The 13,835-nt window shown below is 45.7% G+C and carries 18 protein-coding genes; 5 read left to right on the top strand and 13 right to left on the bottom strand.

Annotated features, from left to right (window positions below):
• Positions 1–136: 136 nt before the first annotated feature.
• Positions 137–544: a helix-turn-helix domain-containing protein gene (locus tag K2Y22_13945; GenBank protein ID MBX9879559.1), complete on the bottom strand. Its 408-nt coding sequence runs from the start codon at positions 542–544 to the stop codon at positions 137–139.
• Between the two features lie 5 nt (positions 545–549).
• Positions 550–972, bottom strand: coding sequence for a hypothetical protein (locus K2Y22_13940; protein MBX9879558.1), 423 nt, complete (start codon positions 970–972; stop codon positions 550–552).
• A 571-nt stretch (positions 973–1,543) separates the two neighbouring features.
• On the opposite strand from K2Y22_13940, the gene K2Y22_13935 reads away from it, so the two are divergent.
• Both K2Y22_13935 and K2Y22_13930 read left to right on the top strand, forming a co-directional pair.
• Positions 1,544–1,744, top strand: a complete 201-nt coding sequence (locus K2Y22_13935; GenBank protein ID MBX9879557.1) for a type II toxin-antitoxin system HicA family toxin — start codon at positions 1,544–1,546, stop codon at positions 1,742–1,744.
• On the top strand, positions 1,741–1,947 hold the full coding sequence (locus K2Y22_13930; protein ID MBX9879556.1) for a type II toxin-antitoxin system HicB family antitoxin: 207 nt from the start codon (positions 1,741–1,743) through the stop codon (positions 1,945–1,947). Before K2Y22_13935 ends, K2Y22_13930 begins: the two co-directional genes overlap by 4 nt.
• 245 nt (positions 1,948–2,192) lie before the next feature.
• On the opposite strand, the gene K2Y22_13925 is transcribed toward K2Y22_13930, so the two are convergent.
• The 4 genes from K2Y22_13925 to K2Y22_13910 form a co-directional block, all read right to left on the bottom strand.
• A complete protein-coding gene (locus K2Y22_13925; protein ID MBX9879555.1) occupies positions 2,193–2,609 on the bottom strand; it encodes a type II toxin-antitoxin system HicB family antitoxin in 417 nt (138 codons plus the stop codon).
• A complete protein-coding gene (locus K2Y22_13920; GenBank protein MBX9879554.1) occupies positions 2,606–2,803 on the bottom strand; it encodes a type II toxin-antitoxin system HicA family toxin in 198 nt (65 codons plus the stop codon). Before K2Y22_13920 ends, K2Y22_13925 begins: the two co-directional genes overlap by 4 nt.
• A 435-nt stretch (positions 2,804–3,238) precedes the next feature.
• Positions 3,239–3,508 (bottom strand): hypothetical protein, encoded by a 270-nt coding sequence (locus K2Y22_13915; protein ID MBX9879553.1) that lies wholly within the window; start codon positions 3,506–3,508, stop codon positions 3,239–3,241.
• Positions 3,495–3,755 (bottom strand): type II toxin-antitoxin system Phd/YefM family antitoxin, encoded by a 261-nt coding sequence (locus tag K2Y22_13910; GenBank protein MBX9879552.1) that lies wholly within the window; start codon positions 3,753–3,755, stop codon positions 3,495–3,497. The genes K2Y22_13915 and K2Y22_13910 overlap by 14 nt, the downstream gene beginning before the upstream one ends.
• A gap of 279 nt (positions 3,756–4,034) precedes the next feature.
• Here K2Y22_13910 and K2Y22_13905 point away from each other — a divergent pair, with 279 nt between their 5' ends.
• On the top strand, positions 4,035–4,280 hold the full coding sequence (locus tag K2Y22_13905; protein MBX9879551.1) for a hypothetical protein: 246 nt from the start codon (positions 4,035–4,037) through the stop codon (positions 4,278–4,280).
• Between the two features lie 11 nt (positions 4,281–4,291).
• Here K2Y22_13905 and K2Y22_13900 read toward each other — a convergent pair whose 3' ends face one another.
• Positions 4,292–4,915, bottom strand: coding sequence for a methyltransferase domain-containing protein (locus K2Y22_13900; protein MBX9879550.1), 624 nt, complete (start codon positions 4,913–4,915; stop codon positions 4,292–4,294).
• Between the two features lies 1 nt (position 4,916).
• The gene (locus tag K2Y22_13895; GenBank protein MBX9879549.1) at positions 4,917–5,705 is read right to left on the bottom strand and encodes a hypothetical protein; all 789 of its coding nucleotides are present in this window, start codon (positions 5,703–5,705) and stop codon (positions 4,917–4,919) included.
• Between the two features lie 186 nt (positions 5,706–5,891).
• Here K2Y22_13895 and K2Y22_13890 point away from each other — a divergent pair, with 186 nt between their 5' ends.
• Together K2Y22_13890 and K2Y22_13885 are read left to right on the top strand one after the other, a co-directional pair.
• Positions 5,892–6,422: a tetratricopeptide repeat protein gene (locus K2Y22_13890; GenBank protein ID MBX9879548.1), complete on the top strand. Its 531-nt coding sequence runs from the start codon at positions 5,892–5,894 to the stop codon at positions 6,420–6,422.
• Between the two features lie 2 nt (positions 6,423–6,424).
• Positions 6,425–7,024, top strand: a complete 600-nt coding sequence (locus tag K2Y22_13885) for a hypothetical protein (GenBank protein MBX9879547.1) — start codon at positions 6,425–6,427, stop codon at positions 7,022–7,024.
• Between the two features lie 6 nt (positions 7,025–7,030).
• Here K2Y22_13885 and ppk1 read toward each other — a convergent pair whose 3' ends face one another.
• From ppk1 to K2Y22_13860, 5 genes are all read right to left on the bottom strand, one after another.
• The gene (gene ppk1, locus K2Y22_13880) at positions 7,031–9,121 is read right to left on the bottom strand and encodes a polyphosphate kinase 1 (GenBank protein MBX9879546.1); all 2,091 of its coding nucleotides are present in this window, start codon (positions 9,119–9,121) and stop codon (positions 7,031–7,033) included.
• Between the two features lie 129 nt (positions 9,122–9,250).
• On the bottom strand, positions 9,251–9,805 hold the full coding sequence (locus K2Y22_13875; protein MBX9879545.1) for a hypothetical protein: 555 nt from the start codon (positions 9,803–9,805) through the stop codon (positions 9,251–9,253).
• A 24-nt stretch (positions 9,806–9,829) separates the two neighbouring features.
• A complete protein-coding gene (locus tag K2Y22_13870; GenBank protein ID MBX9879544.1) occupies positions 9,830–12,598 on the bottom strand; it encodes a hypothetical protein in 2,769 nt (922 codons plus the stop codon).
• A 283-nt stretch (positions 12,599–12,881) separates the two neighbouring features.
• On the bottom strand, positions 12,882–13,271 hold the full coding sequence (locus K2Y22_13865; protein MBX9879543.1) for a hypothetical protein: 390 nt from the start codon (positions 13,269–13,271) through the stop codon (positions 12,882–12,884).
• Positions 13,258–13,827 carry a hypothetical protein gene (locus K2Y22_13860; protein ID MBX9879542.1) on the bottom strand — a complete coding sequence of 190 codons (570 nt, stop codon included), beginning with the start codon at positions 13,825–13,827 and terminating at the stop codon, positions 13,258–13,260. Before K2Y22_13860 ends, K2Y22_13865 begins: the two co-directional genes overlap by 14 nt.
• Between the last annotated feature and the right edge of the window lie 8 nt (positions 13,828–13,835).

Below are 13,835 nucleotides of genomic sequence, written 5' to 3'. Positions count from 1 at the left end.
TCCAAAGATTGGTGGGAGCGGTAAAGACGGTCAGCAGCGACAATACTTGGTGGGAGACCGCCTGGAAAAATAGCCCGGTGCCAGGAGTTATGAAGAGAGCCAGTGAATAACTGGCTCTCTTCCGTTATTTGTTCTGTTACAACGCTCTATGACTGAGCGCTTCGGCAACCTTGGTGATCGTTTGCCAGGTTGCAGTGGCATAATCAGATTTCTCGTAGTCCTGTAATTGCTGATAGTGCCAGCCTAACTTATCGGCCAATTGCTGTTGGGTAAGCCCATTATAAATACGCCACTGAATAAGGAGCGTTGGTAGCTCTTGGACCATTTTGAGACTAGCCGGCTTTTTCTTGTGAGTTTTGATAGCCAAATATGTTTCAACTTGTTCTTCAAGTTGCGCAATTTGTGCTTGCAGAGCCTGTTCCTGAGCGTCCCGAAGCCAAGCTTTTCCCGCAGCTAAAGGCATTTGATTTAACTCAGCCAACGAATCATGCAATTGATTGATTAGAGACGTGGTGGTTTTGAATTGTCTTTCGTTCTTGATCACTATCTTCACCCAAGTTCAATAACTATTATGCCTTTGATGTTCACGTTGATATCGAGTTGAAAAATCCTTAGATGATCGATGCCAACTTGCAATTCTGGAATTCGCGGAAAAATGTCTCCTTTGTATTTGTTCTTAATTTCGGTCAGTTGTTTGAAAGGATTCAGGAGAATAGGATCAATGGTCGGCTGTACTTTGTCAGTTTCCCAGCAGGCATCATAATCATTGGGTATTTCCTTGTCAGTGATAAAGCTGCCGTCTAAATAAAGACGTGTGCATCCGGCTTTTGTAAGTTCCTCAACAAGCAAGCTTAGTCCACTGAAAAGAATTTTCCGGCTGCTGTTGTAGGCAAAGTATTGTTCTATTTCCTCCAAAGTAGCTAGATGTTGCCCTGGAGGCAAATTTCCATTCTCGTCGAAGTTCGGTATCATTATACAAGTTTACCGTTGTAGTTACCGTCTTGTCAAGTCGACGAGGCGGTAACTGACTACAATTAATAACTTGTATTGTGATATCGCTTGTCATCTCTCGGTATGCCCGTAGGATTTTTGAGAGCAACCGGCTGCGCCGGTTGCTGCGTCGCAAGCGATCCGACGACCCACCGGGTCGTCGGATCGCTTGCTTGTGGCGCTCCGCAGGCTCATGCGAGCCAGCTGCGCTAGTACGAGACGACCAGGACGGACGAACCGCCAGTATGCCAGTTATCGTGCCAACGGTAAACGCTGGGTAGCCCTCAGTAGCCCACTGGTTAATAGGACGCAGGTGGAAGTACCGCATCAAGGCGGTATGTAGCTGAGCGTTACTAATGTGCCCGAGGGCTTGTCCAAAGATTGGTGGGAGCGGTAAAGACGGTCAGCAGCGACAATACTTGGTGGGAGACCGCCTGGAAAAATAGCCCGCTGCCAGGAGTTATGAAGAGAGCCAGTGAACAACTGGCTCTCTTTTGTTGATTCATCCGCGATAATGGCCTGCGTGCAATACTAGTTTTGGATGCCATGAACAATGAAGGTCAGTGAAGTCATTAAAATGTTAGAGAAAGACGGATGGTATTTGGTCGCAACTCGTGGCAGTCATCGTCAATTTAAGCATCCGACCAAGCCGGGTCGAGTAACGGTGGCAGGAAAACCTTCACATGATCTTGCTCCAGGTACCCTCAATAGTATTCTCAAGCAAGCGCAGCTAAAGGGTGAACAACAAGAATGAAATATGCAGTAGTCATTGAAAAGAGTGTTAATAATTTTTCCGCCTATGTTCCAGATTTGCCTGGGTGCATTGCCACCGGTGCGACTAAGGAAGAAGTTGAAAGGGAAATTCGCGAGGCAATTCGTTTCCACTTGAACGGACTGAAAGAGGATGGCTTAGTAATTCCCCAACCGGTTGCTATTTGCGAATATGTTGAGACATAGCTAAAGACAGTCAGCAAATGTGCGAAGTTGGATCATCTGGAAATTCTTTGCCAAGGCAATGCTAAGGTGACAAGCCTAGCAGGCAAGTACTTCTCAGCCAAGTATGTGATATTGCGTTGGTCAAAAACAAGAAAACGTTATGAGAGGCAAGGCATTCTAGTCGAGACAAATGCACTAGATCGTGTTGAGAGCGAACTAGGAATCAAGCTCTAATTTCTAGATTAAGATCCAAATGTCCTTGCTGTTTAAATGGCAAGTTTTAGGTCGTGTCCAAGGCAACGTGCGACTTGTGTCAATGTCTTAATAGTTGGATTGGATCGATCTGGATCTTCGAGTTTTTGATAAACCTGATAGGCGACATTCAATCGATTGGCCATTTCTTTTTGAGTGAGTCCTGCCGCTTTGCGTGCTTGGCGAATTTCCGCAGCAGCTAAAATTGAAGGTTTGACCTCAACCGGGTAATAGCCAGCAGCCTTACGACTCTTGGATTTTGGAAGAGGCTCTCCATCATCTACCATGGCAGCAAGCATTAAATTGAGAGCATCCTTGGCCATTGCTAGTGCCTCTTCCAATGTCTTTCCGTAAGTGGATGTTCCTGTGATATCTGGGAACTCTACAGAATAACAATCTTCATCACGATAAGCCTTGCAGTAATAAATCATTTTAGCCCCGCTTGTTTTAGGATGCTCTTTAGCAAGCCGATTGGCAGATCTCGATTGCCATGGACCGGTACGATGATTTTCATTTTCCCATTGTCCAAAATATGATGGCTGCCACTTACTCGCTTTAATACAAAGCCATGTTTCTTCAACAATTTGAGCAAATCTTTGCCAGTCATTGATAAACAATACACCATATAAGGTGTATTGTCAAAGCGTGGTTCGGTCCATATCCGGCATGCCCGTAGGATTTTTGAGAGGAACCGGCTTCGCCGGTTGCTGCGTCGCAAGCGACTTCGCATCGTCATTAGCGCTCCGTAGGCTCTGGCGAGCCAGCTGCGCTAGTACGAGAGGATCAGGACGGACGAACCGCCAGCATGCCAGTTATCGTGCCAGCGGTAAACGCTGGGCGGCCCCCAGTAGACCACTGGATAATAGGACGCAGGTGGAAGTACCGCATCAAGGCGGTATGTAGCTGAGCGTTACTGATGTGCCCGAGGGCTTGTCCAAAGATTGGTGGGAGCGGTAAAGACGGTCAGCAGCGACAATACTTGGTGGGAGACCGCCTGGAAAAATAGCCCGGTGCCAGGAGTTATGAAGAGAGCCAGTGAATAACTGGCTCTCTTCCGTTTCTACTTCTTACGATCAAATTCTTGATAGGCAGCGCTGTCGTTGCGATTGCCGACGACTGTTATGTACATTGTCTTTTTGTCAAAACGATAAATCACTCGAAACTCTCCCACATCTTTTCTAAAGTGGGTACCGTTTCCCATCGAAATGGAATCATGGGGGCGTGGGTCATCACACAGGTTTGTGATGGCTTGGAAAATTTGCAAAAACTGCTTGCTATCGCGCTTTTTGAGAAAGCGCATTGCATCATTAGTCAGATCAGGCTTTAGCATTATGCTTCAGCATGTCTTTGAAAAAATTGGTGGTTGCTTTAGCTCCGATGTAACCGCTCTTTTCGGCTGCTTCAACGCGCGCAAGCCAATAGTCGTTTTCTAGTTGCGTGAGCCGTTCGTAGTCAGCCTGAGGAATGATTACCGCGATAGGACGCCCATTCTTCTCTATAGACACTGGTTCTCTTTGGGCGGCATCAAGAGTTTCCCCTGTTTTGGTTTTTAGTTCAGTTGCGGTCACGGTTTTCATGCAAAGTCTCGGTATTGATCGATTTAAGCACTATGTATACTTTATACATTTTAAGCAATTTGAACAATCTTGTCAATGGCGCTGCAAACGGTTGACGTCAAGAAGCTTTTAAATATGTCGTCAAAAATCGATTTTGTAGACATATTTTGACGACATGTGGATCTTGTCGACATATTCTTGAGAAGCTAGCTTTAAATATGTCTGAATCAACGGCTGCTTCAAGGTGTAGAGTCTACGACAGATTCAGCAATTCGCAAAATTAGGGGACTGATTAATCTGTTGAATGAGACGCAAGAAGAAGTTCGAGATAAGCTGCCCAAAATTTACTCGAAAGACTCGGTGGAAGTCTTATTTAAACTGCCTTATTGTCGAATCAGCTTTCTGGAGGAAGCTGGTATTGCCAAAAGAGAAGCAGCATCGAAGTATCTTAGAAAGCTTGCGGACATTAATCTACTGCAATCGGTCAAATCTGGTCGAGATCACTACTACATAAATCCGAAAATGGTCGACTGGTTGAAAGAATGACTGTTTCGCGATTAGCGTTCTTCATGCCGCCTTCGGAATATTCCTGACCATGCAAGTGGTGAAAAATTTTCGCCGTTGATTTTCACGCCGGTGAAATGACTTTCTTTGAGGCGGACGAGATCGAAGGCGTTGCCTTCTAATTCTGCACATACGTCACTAGCTTTTACGCGTGGCGGTCCTTTGTCTGGTGGAGCATCTTCATTTGCATTGCCGGCAAGGACAAGATAATAGCCACCGGGTGCAACTAGTTTTGCAAGAGTCGACTGCAAGGCTTTGAGATTTACGTCGCGAACAATGTGATATGTTCCGCGATCGAAAACAAATGGGAATTCGGAGCCGACTTCTGCTGGTAGAGCAGTGACATCTGCCACTAAGAAATTGACTTTGACACCGGCTGCTGCTGCCTTTTCTTTGGCGCGATTGATTGCGACTTCGGAAAGATCTACGGCGGTAACATCAAATCCTGCTTGTGCTAGAAAGATAGCATTGGTGCCTGTTCCGCAGCCAACTTCAAACACTCGGCAAGGTTTGATCAATCCCGCAGCGAGAATGGCTTTCAATTCTTCTGATGGAAGACCACTGTCCCATGGTGTGTCATCATCGATATATCGTTGATTCCAATCTCTTCGTTCCATATTATTTCTGTGCCTTCTCTATTACTGCAGACAATTCTTTTTTGAGGATAGGATTAGATGTTTGCTGTCTAGCCTGCATGCAAATGACCATCACTTTCTTGTGTTTGTGTGCGTTGCTTGTTAAAGACCATTTTGCAGCGCCTGCTCTCATCATGTCGCTTGCCACCGATCCAGTGACTTTTGCGGAGCCATTTGTATTGGGTGGTGGCAGGACTTCAATTATTCGCTTTACATAGCGGTCATCGCCTGTTGCGCAGAAGCACGACCAGAGTCTGTCTAAAACAGCGGGTCCGTCGATTGGCATTTTTTCAATGGCTATTGCAGCGGGAAGTTTGCTTGTGGCTTTTTGCATTTCCGGATTTAGACTTTTGGTTAATACAGCCAGTTGCTTTTTTGATTCAGGAGTGTCGGCTTGCCACATTGCTGTCCAGAGAACTCCCTTCATATTGTCGTCCATCGACTTGAAATGTTCTGTCCACGCAGCTAAACGTTGCGGGTTCTGGGCTATTAGCTGACTAAAAAATGCGATTAGTGAATTTCTTGCATCAGGTCTAGCAAGCTTGTTTTTTTGAATATAGTCAACTGCGGTGATCATCAACTCCGGCTGTGGGTGCAAATAGTAATAGTTCATCCAGCGTGATAAGTCATCAATTGTTTTTATTTCTTTGACAGGGGCAGCTCTATCTATTTTTACTGCTGTCGGATTTGCTAGGACTATGGCTGTTGGTCGGACTTGTGACGTCAGGCAGGCTGTAAGCAGACAAGCCATTGCCACGATTTTAGTTTTCATGCAGTTGCTCCCACGCAGTTGAATCCAATCTACGTCCATATTATTTATCACGGGCAGCAGATTTGCCAGATTTGACATCGGACGATTGCATTTCCGTATCTTAAGGGTCGTAACGTTTAACTTCATACGCAGTTTGGAAACTGATCTGGGTTGGTAAGTTGACTTAGGCTTACAGAGGCATTGGCTATGAAAGAGTTGGCTGCGGCAGCGATTATTGTATTTAGCCTTGCTGGGGCTATCCCAGGCGCCTTGTCCTATGGCAATCCAGCCAGGGACGAAGCCGTCGAATTGATGAAAGCTAAGGAATACGATCAAGCGTTAAAGAAGTTGGCGACGGCTGTGGGTTTGGATGCAACGGATGCGCAAAATTATGTGCTGCGAGGCAAGTGCTTTTTGAAATTGGGCAATTATGATTTGGCGATTGCTGATTTGGATAAGGCTGTGAATTATTCACCGGATGATGCGAGAGCTTATTTCTTGCGAGCTATAGTAAACACGAAATTAGGTCGAAATGACTCGAGTGTTAGTGATTTTGAACAAGCGATATACCTAAATCCTAAGAATGCTTCGCGTAATTTTGACAATGCTTCTGTGCGAAAGAATTTCGAAATTGCTCTAACCAGGTTACGTTCCTCTGTGAGATTTAAAGCGAAGGAATCTGAAAGCAAGGATAAATTGGAACCGGAAGACTATTTATTCAATGACGTAGGAGACTAACCATGAATTTCTTCAATAGCTATTGTTTGAGCCTCGTGATTGCTGCTGGGTTGGCAATGCCGGCTTTATGCCAAGACAATGTTAATCCGACTTCCGGTAATGTGGATGAGCGCATAGAACATCAACACAAGCGCATAAAGCATGCTTTGGAGGAAGGTTGGATAGATCAGTCCAGAGCAAATAAGTTGAGACAGACATTGGATGATCTCTCGAGCCAAATTGCCAAAGAACGTCAGCAAAATTCCGGTCAGCTCAAACCAGAGCAAAAAGTAACTGCTGAGAATGTGTTGAATGAGAACAACCAGCTAATTAAGTCTATAGAAGGTGCCGGCAAAAGTGTGCTTGAGCCTGGTAATGTCGTGGGTCCAAAATGGACTACTGGCACTGATGGAGCACAGAACGCGCCTACTTTGCTGCGACAAATGAAGCAACAGGAAAAGCGGCAGCTTACACAAGAGCGCCAGGCTCTGGAGCAAAAGTTGGAGCAGCAGCAATTGCAGTACGAGCGAGAAATGCTGCCCAAGCTTGGTGATCAACGTCGCGATATCATCAAGCAACAGGGTGACGTAAAAGACATTCGCTCAGAATCCGGAGCAAACTAAGTCGAATTACGGCGTGTTTGAGTTCTTTGTTGACATAAATACTTGCTGGCAATTGATACAGTTAGGACCGTGCTCTGTGTGTTTGTGGGTGTAATTCCCGTGTGGAGTCATTATTTGCGCATTCATGCAATCAGCTAGGAATGTCTTGAGGATGTCGTCTTTCAAGTGTCTTAGTATGCGTTCGTCGAGAATTGGAAATACTACTTCTACGCGGCGATGCAGATTGCGTGGCATCAGGTCGGCGCTGCCTAGGTATATCTCTTCTTTGCCACCGTTTCCAAAATAGTAAATGCGACTATGCTCTAAAAATCGACCAACAATGCTTGTGACATTGATGTTCTCGCTAATGCCGGCAACGCCTGGCAGCAAGCAACAAATGCCTCTTACGATCAAGTCTATTTTTACTCCTGCTCGCGATGCTTCATAGAGAAGATCAATCATCGGAGGTTCAACAAGGGAATTCATTTTAAAGATGAGACGGCCGTTGCCGTTTTGCTTGTGCAATTCTATTTCTCGACGGATTAGCTCCGTTAGTTTTTCGCTTAAGTTAATCGGTGCAACAAGTAACTTGCGGAAATCTTGCTTGGCGGAATAACCAGTCAAATAGTTGAACAAGTCAGTAACGTCCGAGCCAATCTCTTCGTTGCAGGTGAGAAGTCCAATGTCTGTGTAGAGATGCGCAGTTACGGCATTGTAGTTGCCGGTGCTTAAATGCATGTAGCGTCTAATTGTGTTGCCTTCTTGTCTGACCACCAAAGTGACTTTGGAGTGGACTTTTAGCCCTGGCAATCCATAGACCACGTGCACGCCTTCACGTTCAAGAGCTCTTGCCCATTCAACGTTGTTTTCTTCGTCGAATCTTGCTTTTAATTCAACAAGAGCAGCTACTTCCTTGCCGCGTGTGCTGGCTTCCAAAAGCGCTTGTACTATTGGCGAATTTTTGCCGACACGGTAGAGAGTCGTTTTTATCGCTAAAACATTGGGATCTTGCGCTGCCGCGTTGAAGAAATTGACGACCGGCATAAATGAATCATAGGGGTGGTGTAAGAGGATGTCCTGGCGACGGATGGCAGAAAAGATATCTTCTTCCTGTAAATCCGGATTGATGATTGCCGGAATGTTTGGCACAAAGGGCGGATCTTTGAGGTCCGGACGATCTATTGCGAAGACGTGCTTGAGTGAACTCAATGGACCACGCGTCTCAATTGCATAGACGTCTTCGGTGCCGATTTCGAGATTGGTGGTGAGAATTTCGATAATTGGCGCAGGTGTATTTCGCTGTACTGTTAGTCTCACTACATCACCAAACTCGCGTTGGCGGATGCCTTCCTCTGTGAGTTCCAGTAAATCTTCTGCTTCCCACTCCTGAATTTCCATGGCAGCATCTCGTGCTAAAGCAAACGGATGGGATTCGACAACTGTCATACCTGGAAATAAGTCATCAAGATTGCCGCTAATGACATCATCTAGCCAGATGAAAGATTGCCTTGTCGGATCGGTCGCTTGAAGTGGTATCAATTGGGTCAGTTTCTCGGGGATTTTGATACGAGCAAATTTGTCGTTATCGTTGCTGTCTTTGATGAGCACTGCCATATTGAAGCTCAGATTTGAAATGTGTGGAAATGGGTGCCCAGGGTCGAATGCCAGAGGCGTTAATACTGGAAATACCACGTCATTGAAAAATGAGTCGGCTTGCTCACGTTGCTTGGGTGTGAGGTCCTTATAGGTTAGTATGTCGATGCCTGCTTCGTTTAACGCCGGCAGAAGTTCATTCTTGAGAAGGTAATTGGCGCTGGCAACTAGTTTTACAACAGCTTCTCGAATTGCTTGTAGTTGTTCGCCGACAGTCATGCCATCTTTTGCTGTAGCGATGTTGCTTGTTTGCAGTTGCCTCTTAAGACCGGCAACACGCACCATGAAAAACTCTTCCAGGTTGGAGCCGACTATGGATAGGAATTTAAATCGCTCAAGAAGCGGATTAGACTTGTCCTGAGCCTCTTCCAAGACTCTTTGTTGGAAGGCAAGGAGCGACAACTCTCGGTTCAAATAGGGACTAGAACTATCAAGAGATGATTCAAGACGCTCCTGGACCGACATATGCGTGCCTCGCTTTGCAATTAGCCTGAAAGGGTTTTACCCATCAGAGCTTAAACTAATCCCTGGAATTAGTCTTTATTTGCATTGCTTAGCAAATTTTTCGTTACTCTAGCTATGTTGTTTTAGAAGTCAGTTGGGCGCATCATGATAGTGCACGCGCACTTGGATGCGGTTGTCATCGTCCGGCTCTGTGGAGATTTGGCATACGCTGCGTCCTTTGTGTGCCGAAATGGCCCCTGTATCGTCCGTATACTCTGCGGGTTTTGCTTCTATAGTCCAGCCAATCCGAGTTAGATATTGTTGATACCACTGGATGACAGTGTTCTGCAAATCGGAAGTGGAAAAAGTATAGGCAATTACCTTGCCGCCACTGGCGTTTGGATATTCCTCGCCCCAGCCAAATACCACATTGGATCCCGTATATTGGGGGACTTCGCGCAGGTTAGGTATTTGGACCAGATCATTGGACTTAAACGCTGTTGTTGAGCGCTTATAGAATTCACCAGGTTTTGTTGGTTTTCTTCCTTGTGGCTCTTTCCGTTGTGGTTGGGTTGTATCAATCTTGGAAGTTGCATTAGGCTTGGTAGGTGCATTAGGTTGGGCATGACATACATCGATCCCAAAAAATGAATGCACAAGACACAACGATGCCAGAACTGCAAACCAATTTGTTTTTCGATTCACAACTAGTCCTCCGGACAGGATTTATTAGTTGGGGATACTGACGACGTTCTTTGTGGTCGTCTGTGAAATCATCCTGAGTAGCATATTAAAGTCTGTAGTGGACATTCCAGTCAAGCCACTAGAGAAGCTTAACTCTCCCAGGTAATTGTTGGTGCCTGTATTGGGCGTCCAGGTGATTTCGTCAACGCCTCTCAGCTTGCTTGCTCCGGAGAGCTTGGTCAATTTTGTAAAGAGTGAATCAACGATGGCCATTTCCTTTTTCGGGTTGACGGTTTTTCCCATAACAGCGTAGCTATTGCGGAACGTTACTATTTTTCCGTTTGGAATTTGATTAGCATTGTTGCCTGGTGGTGTCTTGGTCAGGATCAACTTTGGTTGTCCCTGCGAATCTTTGTTGTTTTGATCCGCGTAAATATACATCGTCTGGCCTAGACCAATCGTCTGCCCGGTAAGAATGTCATAGACCTCACCACCAAAGATTTCCGGATCTTTGTTAGGCACAATTTGGTGCATGGCTTGCATTAGGGAACCAATTTTTCCGGTCTTAATGGTCATTTGTTTTTTTAGTTCCGCTGCAAACTTTTCTCTTGTCTGCAGGGCTTTTCCAGGAGTTACCTTAGCTGTGCCATTAGCGTACTGGGTGATAGTGGCAAACGGATAGCTCGTTGTCACAGGTTTAAGCAATTCAGCAAGAGGTCCTGCAACCTTTCTTTTTACTACCGTGCCCTCGGTCGTTAACATTATTGGCGCATTTGCCGCAACGCCTGGAGTGTGGTTAACCGAAACTTCGCTTATGTAGTCTAAAATTGTGCCGTCTAGTCCGACCTTAATACTTTTAACTTCAGCGGGATTTGTTGGTGCTTTTGCGACTGTGGACATGAAGGAGAGAAAATCTCCTGAGCCGTTTGTGCCTGAAGCATAGAGCATTTTATCGTGCGGGAATTTCTGTAATCCTGATATGCCGACATAAAAGTCACTGTCAGGAGTTTTGCCGATATTGTTTATGCATTCCCCTATATTTTTGGTTGCCGCTAATGTGAGAGCGGTACCGGTTTTGTTCCAAGACTCGGTTGTTGTGGTGGTTGTTATCCACTGATCTTCACCGGGATCGCCGGCAACACCACCATAACCGGCGCCTTTGCGAACGTTTATGAATATGGTTGATGAGGTGGTTGTCTTTTGTTTTGCAAAATCATATTCGGCCAAATTCTTGGTCGCATATTGATAGGCTGCCAGGTAGGCTCCTTTAGCTGCTTCTGCAGAAGTTATGTTTTGTGGGCTAAAGGAACTCAATATTTTCGGCACACCGTATGCCATCGTAAAAGAGGTCTTCAAGTCTTGGCAGGCTTTCTTTGCCAATTTACCTTCAAAGTTATTCCAGAAACATTCCGAGCAAATTGTAGTTGGTGTGGGATTTGGACCAACGCCGACACCGAGGATTTCATCCTTAGTGTTGACGTAGCGAATTGCTTCCAGCTCCTCATTCGAGGCAATTGCCCCTCCTATATTAAAGATTGGCTGATCAGCATTTGTCGCCGGCTTGGTTGCCGACTTATTATTCAAACGCAAATAGTTGTATTTAGCCCAAGCTTGCAGGGTTTTTTGATCTGTTGAGAATAGTGGATATCCAAAGGGAGCAGTAGTGCCGGTAATGTAAACGCCGGTCATAAGCTCGTTGGCTTCCGGAGCTTCCTGGATGTCTACTATCTCTATGATGCTGGGAAAATTTAAGGGTGCGGCGTTTTTTACTGTGATATAGCCTCCAGGTACTGATGGTGGCAGCATGGGAGTTTCGCTGGAGGTTTGTCCACCGGCAACCACAAATACTGATGTTTGGTAATTTGCGTTGGAGCCGGAGCCCTGGACATCGGCTATTAAATTTAAGCCGTTGAATGGTGGCATCTTACCGCCGGCGACTTTTGAAACCTTCGAAGCAGGAGTTGTGACTTCGGAAGCAGCTACTAAGTGTACGGGCTCATTAGGATTGATGCTGATGGCATAGAAGGTTCTGTATGGTGTAGCGGCGCCTGTGCCCGAGCCAGCCACGATGTTTGGCTCAATTGCAGTGTAGCCCGATACAAAGGTGAAGGGTTGCTTGTTGTCTGGATTTGTCTTTGACGTATCCGGACCACCTTGCGCCCACTGCGCTAAGTCGTCGTAAGCTGAACTGTTCAAGTCCACAGATACGTTGGAAATTGGGACGGTACTTGAGCCGTATTGATTTACATAGACAGGCGTGCAGCTTCTCAATTGAATTTTATTGCCACCGCCAAAGAATGCGTACAAGCCGGACGGATTGGCATTAGCTACAGAGGAAAAATTGCTTTCAACGAAAGATGGATCATTGATCTTCTTGTTGATTTCTGCAATAAGTCGCTGACTAATGCTGTCTGAGTCGTTTTGAATAGCGTCAATAATTACTTGAGCTTCTTTGTACTGCTGGCCATTCTCGCCACCGGCACCATTAATGGCGTTTTGAGACTGTCTCATGGCATAACCAATGATCTGGTTGTAGTTAATTAGATCGATTCCTTCAGGTGGTTTGCCGGCGAATGCACCATGAACAATTTCTTGCTGCTTGGCAGTGAGAGAGCTATAGGGTACGGAAATTTTACAGACTGCATTCATAAGGCTTAGTGAGCCATTTTGCACGGCGTGTTCTGTTTGCTTCTTGCTGCCGACTGCCATAGAAATATAGGCAAATCCTATGCCTATAAAGACAATAATCATGAAGCAAGCGGCTGCGATAGCCAAAGTGCTACCTTTTGCATTGCGCTCTTTAATATTCTGCATTAGCAGTACCCCTTAGAAATGTTTGCGAGATCAAAAAGACGTGTGTCGGGCAAGAATAATATGCCCAAAAAAAACGATTTTCAGCTAAGAAAGGTGGCTTGCGAACAAAGGTTTAGCCTATAGTTAGTAAGATCGAACCCACCAACCATAAGGGCAGCCGAAAATGTTGTCAAGTTAATATCTGCCCGGCAAAATGGCTCAATATACCTTGTCGCAAGATATAGGCGTGCTCAACTTCAAGCATTTGTCTTAGCTGATAGAAGATCACTTATCAGTAAATAAATTAGCGCAGCATCGGTCCGACGGATTGCGTACGCAGCGTGACGGGGTTTAGGTTGAGTCCGGGAATAGGAAAAGGCACATTGACCTTTATCGCTGAATCAACCGTCAGCTGACCATTGGCCGGTGAGTTTAAGGTAACCTTGATGTCCTCAACGCTGGAAATGATTGTTGAGGTCGCAAATTTGTTAGCTACATCTTCTGCGACGCTTGTCGCTGATGCTGAGTCTTCTTGATTCGCCGCTGCGCGAGCTGCCCTTGCTGCTAAGTCGCCATTGATTATGCCTGCCTGAACAACAACTACAAGATCGGCTAAGCCTAGTAATGCGACAACAATAAGTATTATTCCTACAACAACTTCGATAATACTTTGGCCTTTTCTATGGGGTCGCATCTTCAACCACCCTTTCCGATGAAATGGAAATATTTACTGGGGCGCCCAAACCGGGAACCGGACCCATAAACGGCAATAAGAGAAACGGTGCGCATTGAACTGCTGTCGTTACTCGTACGTAGCAGGTCAAATAACCGCTATGGAGGGTGCTGTTCAAAGGACCTGCGATTGTAGTTGTGGAGCTATTTAAATTGGCCAGTTTGCCCAGAGATGAGGACTTCCAATCGGTGGCCAATGTGTCAAGGCGAGGCTGTACTTCTGCCTGGTTAGTAAAGCTTGAGCCTCTGGCGCGCAATGACTGTGCTGCAAGATCTGATTGCTGGCTATTTAAATAATTGCAGCCGACATAACCAATTAGTATAGGCATTAGATCTAGAAGTGGAAAGAACACAAAAAGGAGTAGTAAAGCTAATGCAGGAGCAAACTCTGCAATAGCAGCACCTGTGTGTGATCGCCTTATGGCGGTTCTTTTATATTTCATATTCACTTTTTTAGTAATGGTGGCGCTGATTGGTCCGAATGAAACAATTATGCGGGCAAGTGTCAGATGTTGCAAGGAGCAAT

It is taken from the genome of Candidatus Obscuribacterales bacterium, from assembly GCA_019744775.1.
In the GTDB taxonomy this organism is placed as follows: Bacteria; Cyanobacteriota; Vampirovibrionia; order Obscuribacterales; family Obscuribacteraceae; genus SBAT01.
The sequence above is the reverse complement of the archived record's forward strand: the minus strand, read 5'-3'. Positions and strand labels throughout refer to the sequence as shown.

What these genes read in the sequence shown, in the direction of transcription:
- K2Y22_13940 (MBX9879558.1), bottom strand. Translation starts at nt 972, where the DNA reads ATGATACCGAACTTCGACGAGAATGGAAATTTGCCTCCAGGGCAACAT.
- K2Y22_13935 (MBX9879557.1), top strand. Translation starts at nt 1,544, where the DNA reads ATGAAGGTCAGTGAAGTCATTAAAATGTTAGAGAAAGACGGATGGTAT.
- K2Y22_13930 (MBX9879556.1), top strand. Translation starts at nt 1,741, where the DNA reads ATGAAATATGCAGTAGTCATTGAAAAGAGTGTTAATAATTTTTCCGCC.
- K2Y22_13925 (MBX9879555.1), bottom strand. Translation starts at nt 2,609, where the DNA reads ATGATTTATTACTGCAAGGCTTATCGTGATGAAGATTGTTATTCTGTA.
- K2Y22_13920 (MBX9879554.1), bottom strand. Translation starts at nt 2,803, where the DNA reads ATGGTGTATTGTTTATCAATGACTGGCAAAGATTTGCTCAAATTGTTG.
- K2Y22_13915 (MBX9879553.1), bottom strand. Translation starts at nt 3,508, where the DNA reads ATGCTAAAGCCTGATCTGACTAATGATGCAATGCGCTTTCTCAAAAAG.
- K2Y22_13910 (MBX9879552.1), bottom strand. Translation starts at nt 3,755, where the DNA reads ATGAAAACCGTGACCGCAACTGAACTAAAAACCAAAACAGGGGAAACT.
- K2Y22_13900 (MBX9879550.1), bottom strand. Translation starts at nt 4,915, where the DNA reads ATGGAACGAAGAGATTGGAATCAACGATATATCGATGATGACACACCA.
- K2Y22_13895 (MBX9879549.1), bottom strand. Translation starts at nt 5,705, where the DNA reads ATGAAAACTAAAATCGTGGCAATGGCTTGTCTGCTTACAGCCTGCCTG.
- K2Y22_13890 (MBX9879548.1), top strand. Translation starts at nt 5,892, where the DNA reads ATGAAAGAGTTGGCTGCGGCAGCGATTATTGTATTTAGCCTTGCTGGG.
- K2Y22_13885 (MBX9879547.1), top strand. Translation starts at nt 6,425, where the DNA reads ATGAATTTCTTCAATAGCTATTGTTTGAGCCTCGTGATTGCTGCTGGG.
- ppk1 (MBX9879546.1), bottom strand. Translation starts at nt 9,121, where the DNA reads ATGTCGGTCCAGGAGCGTCTTGAATCATCTCTTGATAGTTCTAGTCCC.
- K2Y22_13870 (MBX9879544.1), bottom strand. Translation starts at nt 12,598, where the DNA reads ATGCAGAATATTAAAGAGCGCAATGCAAAAGGTAGCACTTTGGCTATC.
- K2Y22_13865 (MBX9879543.1), bottom strand. Translation starts at nt 13,271, where the DNA reads ATGCGACCCCATAGAAAAGGCCAAAGTATTATCGAAGTTGTTGTAGGA.